Source organism: Rhizobium sp. PRIMUS64 (assembly GCF_023006465.1).
Taxonomy (GTDB): domain Bacteria; phylum Pseudomonadota; class Alphaproteobacteria; order Rhizobiales; family Rhizobiaceae; genus Rhizobium; species Rhizobium leguminosarum.
This window is the reverse complement of record NZ_JALBGX010000221.1, coordinates 1-6,714: the sequence shown is the minus strand read 5'-3', so window position 1 is coordinate 6,714 and position 6,714 is coordinate 1. Positions and strand designations below refer to the sequence as shown.

6 protein-coding genes are annotated in these 6,714 nt (G+C 63.4%); 5 read left to right on the top strand and 1 reads right to left on the bottom strand.

The genetic code is table 11. The features are described from left to right. Window positions 1–254: 254 nt before the first annotated feature. Both MOV76_RS37770 and MOV76_RS37765 read left to right on the top strand, forming a co-directional pair. Complete coding sequence (locus MOV76_RS37770) at window positions 255–1,883, top strand: CTP synthase (RefSeq protein WP_065277541.1); 1,629 nt, start codon at window positions 255–257, stop codon at window positions 1,881–1,883. A 171-nt stretch (window positions 1,884–2,054) separates the two neighbouring features. After that, on the top strand, window positions 2,055–2,525 hold the full coding sequence (locus tag MOV76_RS37765; protein ID WP_247266479.1) for an SRPBCC family protein: 471 nt from the start codon (window positions 2,055–2,057) through the stop codon (window positions 2,523–2,525). Window positions 2,526–2,566: 41 nt separating this feature from the next. Here the strand turns inward: MOV76_RS37765 and MOV76_RS37760 are convergent, their stop codons facing one another. Beyond that, entirely contained in the window at window positions 2,567–3,655 is a 1,089-nt protein-coding gene (locus tag MOV76_RS37760) for a citrate synthase/methylcitrate synthase (RefSeq protein WP_247266478.1), read from the bottom strand. Window positions 3,656–3,738: 83 nt separating this feature from the next. On the opposite strand from MOV76_RS37760, the gene MOV76_RS37755 reads away from it, so the two are divergent. The 3 genes from MOV76_RS37755 to MOV76_RS37745 all read left to right on the top strand — a co-directional run. Further along, window positions 3,739–4,884, top strand: coding sequence for a citrate synthase (locus MOV76_RS37755; protein ID WP_047622859.1), 1,146 nt, complete (start codon window positions 3,739–3,741; stop codon window positions 4,882–4,884). Window positions 4,885–5,023: 139 nt separating this feature from the next. After that, window positions 5,024–5,542: a FecR domain-containing protein gene (locus tag MOV76_RS37750; RefSeq protein ID WP_247266477.1), complete on the top strand. Its 519-nt coding sequence runs from the start codon at window positions 5,024–5,026 to the stop codon at window positions 5,540–5,542. Between the two features lie 5 nt (window positions 5,543–5,547). Continuing rightward, a partial coding sequence (locus MOV76_RS37745) for a CHASE2 domain-containing protein (RefSeq protein WP_247266476.1) occupies window positions 5,548–6,714 on the top strand: 1,167 nt, incomplete at its 3' end.

Sequence of the window (6,714 nt, the reverse complement as noted above, 5' to 3'; positions counted from 1 at the left end):
CAGGCCACCGCACCTGCTACGACTGCCCCGGCGACGACGGCTCCGGCAACGCCCGCAGCTCCGGCCGCGCCGGCACCGGCTCAGCCTTCCGGCGTCCCGACGGGACAGTAAGCCGGTCTTCGACATAAACCGCCGGCAGGCCCTAGGGTCTGCCGGTTTTCTTTTGTTCAGATTCCCACGCCACGCTCCGAAAGTTCCGGAAAAGAATTTTTGGGCTGGTGGAATCGTTTTTGAAAAGGTATCCGGTGAATCCCATGGCGCGATACGTATTCATCACTGGCGGCGTGGTTTCCTCTCTCGGAAAAGGAATTGCGGCCGCGGCTCTCGGAGCGTTGCTGCAGGCCCGTGGATATCGGGTCCGGCTGCGCAAGCTCGACCCCTATCTGAACGTGGACCCGGGCACGATGAGCCCGACCCAGCACGGCGAGGTCTTCGTCACCGACGACGGCGCGGAAACCGATCTCGATCTCGGTCACTACGAACGCTTCACAGGGCGTTCGGCGACCAAGACCGATAACATCACCACCGGCCGCATCTACAAGAACATCATCGACAAGGAACGGCGCGGCGACTATCTCGGCGCGACGGTACAGGTCATTCCGCACGTCACCAACGAGATCAAGGATTTCGTTGTCGAGGGCAATGACGACTACGATTTCGTCATCTGCGAGATCGGCGGCACGGTCGGCGACATCGAGGCGATGCCGTTCATGGAGGCGATCCGCCAGCTCGGCAACGACCTGCCGCGCGGCACCGCCGTCTACGTCCACCTGACACTGATGCCCTATATTCCGGCGGCCGGCGAGCTCAAGACCAAGCCGACGCAGCATTCGGTCAAGGAACTGCAGGCACTCGGCATTCATCCCGATATCCTGCTGGTGCGCGCCGACCGCGAAATTCCGGAAGCCGAACGCCGCAAGCTCTCGCTGTTCTGCAACGTTCGCCCGTCCGCCGTTATCCAGGCGCTCGACGTCGCCAACATCTACGATGTGCCGATAGCCTACCACAAGGAAGGTCTGGACGACGAAGTCCTTGCCGCCTTCGGCATAGAGCCGGCACCGAAGCCACGGCTCGACCAGTGGGAAGAGGTCTGCAATCGCATCCGCACGCCGGAGGGCGAGGTGACGATCGCGATCGTCGGCAAATATACCGGCCTCAAGGACGCCTATAAGTCGCTGATCGAGGCTCTGCATCACGGCGGCATCGCCAATCGCGTCAAGGTCAACCTCGAATGGATCGAATCCGAGGTCTTCGAAAAGGAAGACCCGGCGCCCTATCTCGAAAAAGTGCATGGAATCCTCGTGCCCGGCGGCTTCGGTGAACGCGGTTCCGAAGGCAAGATCCACGCTGCCCGCTTTGCTCGCGAGCGCAAGGTGCCGTATTTCGGCATCTGCTTCGGCATGCAGATGGCGGTCATCGAGGCGGCGCGCAATCTCGCCGACGTGGCTGGTGCCTCCTCGACAGAATTCGGCGCGACGAAAGAACCCGTGGTCGGCCTGATGACCGAATGGGTCAAGGGCAACGAATTGCAGAAGCGCACGGCAGCCGGGGATCTCGGCGGCACGATGCGCCTCGGCGCCTACAAGGCGTCGCTGAAGAAGGGCACGAAGATCTCGGATATCTACGGTTCCACCGATATTTCCGAGCGTCACCGCCACCGCTACGAGGTCAATGTCGACTACAAGGATCGGCTCGAAAACTGCGGTCTCGTCTTCTCCGGCATGTCGCCGGACGGCGTGCTGCCGGAGACGATCGAATATCCCGACCATCCCTGGTTCATCGGCGTGCAGTACCACCCGGAACTGAAGAGCCGGCCTCTCGATCCGCATCCGCTGTTTGCGAGCTTCATCGAAGCGGCGACGGAACAGAGCCGTCTCGTCTGACGAATGCCAACACCAGATCGCGCGGTTAGAGCATTTCCGTTTTCTTCGAGTAACGGAAATGCTCTATCTCTTTGTTTTCACGCAATTCCGGACGCAAAACCGCTGCGCACTTTTGCTGGAATTGCTCTGGCACGATCTGGATAACATCCGTGCTTGCGCTATCTCGCCGGCATGAACACCGGACACAGCACCACCGTCTCACGCTTCATCGCAGCACCACGCCAGCGCATCTACCGTGCCTTCCTCGATGCAGATGCCGTCGCCACCTGGCTTCCGCCCGGTTCGATGAAGGGCATCGTTCATGCCTTCGAGGGCAGGGAAGGCGGCGCCTTCAGCATGTCGCTCGTCTATCCCGATGACGAGACATCGCAGCCGGGCAAGACCTCCGACAAGACCGACAAGTTCGAAGGCCGCTTTGCCAAGCTCGTGCCTGACGAAAACATCGTCTGGGCTACGGTCTTCGATTCCGAGGATGAAGGTTTTTCCGGCGAGATGACGGTCAGCACGACACTGGCGTCTGCGGACGGCGGCACCGATGTGACGATGGTCTGCGACAACATCCCCTCCGGCATTCGCCTCGAAGACAATGAGGAAGGTTGCCGTTTGACGCTCGACAACCTCGCCGCTTTCGTCGGCGGTTAATGATCGGCGGCAGAAAGATGCTCTGCCGCCGAATTCAATTTTCAGGCAGCGGCAGGTAGTGGCCCGATATAGAGCGAACGTGGGCGGATCAGCCGGCCGTTGAGCGCCTGTTCACGCGCGTGCGCCAGCCATCCGACAGTGCGGCCGATCGCGAAGACGCCGGTGAAGGCCTCACGGGGAAAGCCGAGCGTTTCGAGCAGCAGCGCGGTATAAAATTCGACATTGACGTCAAGCGGCCGGTTCGGCTTGCGCGCCTTCAGGATCGCCAATGCAGCGGCCTCCACGGCTTCCGCCAGCGCGCCTCGGCCGCTGTTTACCTGTCCGGTTGATATCAGCGGCTTCAGCGCGCCCTTCAGCGCATCGGCGCGCGGATCGCGGACGCGATAGATGCGGTGGCCGAAGCCCATCAGCCTTTCGCCGCGATCAAGTGCTTCGCCGAGCCACAGGTAAGCATTCTCCGCCGTTCCGATCGCATCCAGCATGTCGAGCACGGGACCCGGCGCGCCGCCATGCAGCGGCCCCTTCAGGGCGCTCAGCGCCGCCAGCACCGAAGAGGTGAGGCCAGCCTGCGTCGAGGCGATGACACGCGACGCGAAGGTCGAGGCATTGAGGCCATGGTCAGATATCGTCACGAGATAGGCATCGAGTGCCGCCGTCTGCTCCCTGGTCGGCAATTTTCCGGTCAGCATGCGCAGGATATCGGCGGCCTGCGGCAGCGAGGCGTCCGGTGCGATCGCCTTTTCACCGCGTTGCAGGCGCAAAACCGCCGGCAGAAAGACCGCAGGCGCCGCCAGAAGGTTGAGCGCGGTATCGAAATCCTCGCCGTCAGGCAGCCGGGCGATCAGCGCCCGCATCGCATCGACCGGAGGCAAGGCGAGCAAAGAGGCATCGGCGGCCTTGATGTGGTCGAACACCCCAGTTCGCGCCTGCGCCAGCCAGTCGCGCAATTCCACTTCATTGAAGCTTCGCTCCATCAACCCGTCCAGCAACAGGGCTGCGACGCCTTCATAGGTGCCGTCTGCGACCAGATGATCCAGTGATACGCCGCGGATGATCAGTCGTCCCGCTTCGCCATCGACATCCGAGAGCTGGGTTTCGGCGGCAATGACGTCTTCCAAGCCATTTTTCATGTTGTTTCTCCTTTACGACCGAGATGATCCAACCTAGTCTCATTGACGTCAATCTTGACGTAATTGATCAATGTGAGGCTCCAATGTCGTGGCTGACTGCCGAGGAGGCGTTGCGGGCGCTGAAGACCAAGCCGCAAACGCTCTATGCCAATGTCAGTCGCGGGCGCATCCGTGCCAAGCCCGATCCCACCGACCCGCGCCGCAGCCTGTACCAGGCTTCCGACGTACAGCGGCTTGCCGAGCGCCATGCCGGCCGCCGCAAGACCGAAACGGTCGCCGCCGAGGCGATCCGCTGGGGCGATCCGGTTCTCTCCTCGGCAATTTCCACCATCATCGGCGGACGGCTTTTCTATCGCGGAAAGGATGCGGCCGATTTCGCCGAAGTCGCGACGCTGGAGCAGACGGCGGCACTGCTCTGGAACGGCGCGGAAACACTTTCCTCCGGCAGTGGGACCGGACATGCCTCTCCGTCGCTTCAGGTTGCCTTCCTGGCGCTGGCAGGGCGGGTGACCTCGGATCTGCCATCGCTCGGCCGCTCGCAGGCAGCACTTCGCCGCGAAGCAAGTGGCGTTCTCCGCACCGTCGCCGATGCGCTGGCACCAGGACCTTCCGACCAGCCGCTGCATTTGCGGCTTGCGACAAGCTGGCAGCGGCCGGACGCTGCCGATTGCCTGCGTCGCGCGCTGGTGCTGCTTGCCGATCACGAACTCAACGCCTCGACCTTTGCGGCGCGGGTCACGGCATCGGCGGGTGCAGCCCTTTCGGCCGTCGTGCTGTCCGGTCTTGCGACGCTGACAGGGCCGTTGCATGGCGCCGCCTGGCAGGGCGTCGACGCCTTGATCGAGACCGCTTCCGCCCTTGGGTCGGAAAAGGCGATCCGCCGTACGCTCGCCCAGGGCAATCGCCTGTCGGCCTTCGGTCATCCGCTTTATCCCGACGGCGATGTCAGGGCTCTGGCGCTGCTTTCGCACTTTGACTTGCCGCCGCAGTTTGCCGAGATCCGGGAAACCGGCGAGGAGATGGTCGGCGAGAAGGTCAACGTCGATTTCGCGCTTGCCGCAATGGCCGCCGCCTTCGACCTCCCGAGGGAGGCGCCGATCATCATCTTCTCGCTTGCCCGTTCCGCCGGTTGGCTTGCACATGCGATGGAGCAGATCGACAGCGGCGAATTGATCCGGCCGCGGGCGCGTTATGCCGGACCCGTGCTTGAAACGGATAGTAGAACGTAAGAATTCCGCCGGCGATTGCGCCGGTTTACTTTTTTTGCCTAGGGAAATATTTGAATTCGTCTATCATCCCTCACATGGAAGAAGACGGTTGGCGGGCGCTTTCGAAAAGAGCTGTTCCGCATGGTCAAGGGGACTTTCCATGAATACGACGCTTCGCAGCCTGCTTGCCGCCGCACTCGTTCTCGGCCTCATTCCGCATGGGGCGGCCTTTGCGCAGTCTGCCGGCTGCACGGTATCGCGTGATGCCGGCGCCCGCCAGGTGCTCAGTTGTCCAGGCGGCGTCACGGTAACGGCGGAGGCCGGCGCCGCCTACAGCCTCGTCGACCGCAACCGCGACGGCAGCCCTGATTCGGCATCGCTGCGGCGCAAGGCCATTCTCGTCGATGTCGACAGCAGCCAGCACGCCGGTGGTTTTCAGGTCGTGACGCCGCAGGCGATCGCTGCCGTGCGCGGCACGCAATGGGCTGTCGATGTCGCAGGCGGCAAGACCTCGGTGCTGGTAGTCAGAGGCAGTGTCGCGGTCCGCCGGCCGGCCGGCAAGGCAGTGGTGTTGTCGCCGGGCGAGGGCGTCGACGTTACCGACGGAACAGAACCCCTCGTCGTGCGCCGCTGGCCGGCGCCACGCGCCGCCGCCCTTCTTGCCCGCCTCGGCCAATAAATCCCATGAACCATCGTCTACTGACCGTGATCGCGCTGCTGCTCGCCGGTCTTTGGGCGGCTGCGCTCGGCTATACCCATCTCAATGCCGGGAGCGGCCTTCTCGACCGGATGGAGGCCTCGCTTGCCGATATCCGCAGCGCCATCGTCGGCGCGAAAACACCGCCGCCCGTCGTCTCGATCGTTGCGATCGACGACCGCACCGCTAGGGCGCACGGTTATCCGCTCGATCGGGCGACACTTGCGCGCCTCGCCGAGGCGATCACCGCGTTGAAGCCGAAGGCTTTGGCGATCGACATTCTGCTCGTCGATCCGGGGCCGGAGGCGGGTGATGCTGCGCTGACTGTTGCCCTTCGCCAGGGGCCGAGCGTGATTGCGGCTGCTGCCACTTTCGCGCAAAGCAGCCAGCGGGTCACGGATGCGGCAGGCGATCCGCTTGCCGCCATCCCTGAGGCAAACCAGCTGCTCTTGCCGCTTCCGCGCTTTACCGAGGCAGCCGCGGTCGGCATCGTCAATGTCGCAACCGATCAGACCGGCACGCCGCGCTTCATTCCGCTGATCTCGCGTTCCGCAGACCGGCTGGATCCGGCTTTTCCGCTGCGTGTCGCGTCGGTGGCGCTCGGCGTCGACCCCACCATCGAACCCGATGCCATCATGCTCGGAAAGCTGCGTATTCCCACCGACATCGGCCAGCGCCTGCCGGTGACTTTTTATGGCGGGCATGGCAGCATCGCCACCTTCAGCGCCGCCGATGCGCTGGATGGCAAGCTTTCGGCGGATGCGATCACTGGTCGCATCGTCGTTATCGGTTCGACGGTGACTGGCGGCGGCGACGTCTTTCCGACGCCGTTCGATCCCGTCATGCCGGGCGTCGAGGTGATGTCGACCGCGATCACCCATCTCGTCACCGGCGACGGCATGGTGCGCGACCGTAGGATAAGGCTGATCGATGCCGGCGTTGCCGTCGGTCTGACGCTCGTGCTCGTTTCGCTGATTGCCTGGCGCCGCAGTGCGGCAGGCTACATCATCATCGTGCTGACGCTGATCGTCTGGGCGATGATCAATCTGTCGGCTTTTGCGCATGGCTACTGGTTGAGTGCGGCGCTGCCGATCGCCGCAGCGCTGCCGCCGGCGCTGATCTACGGGGCGGCCGAGCTCTGGCTCGACCGCGGC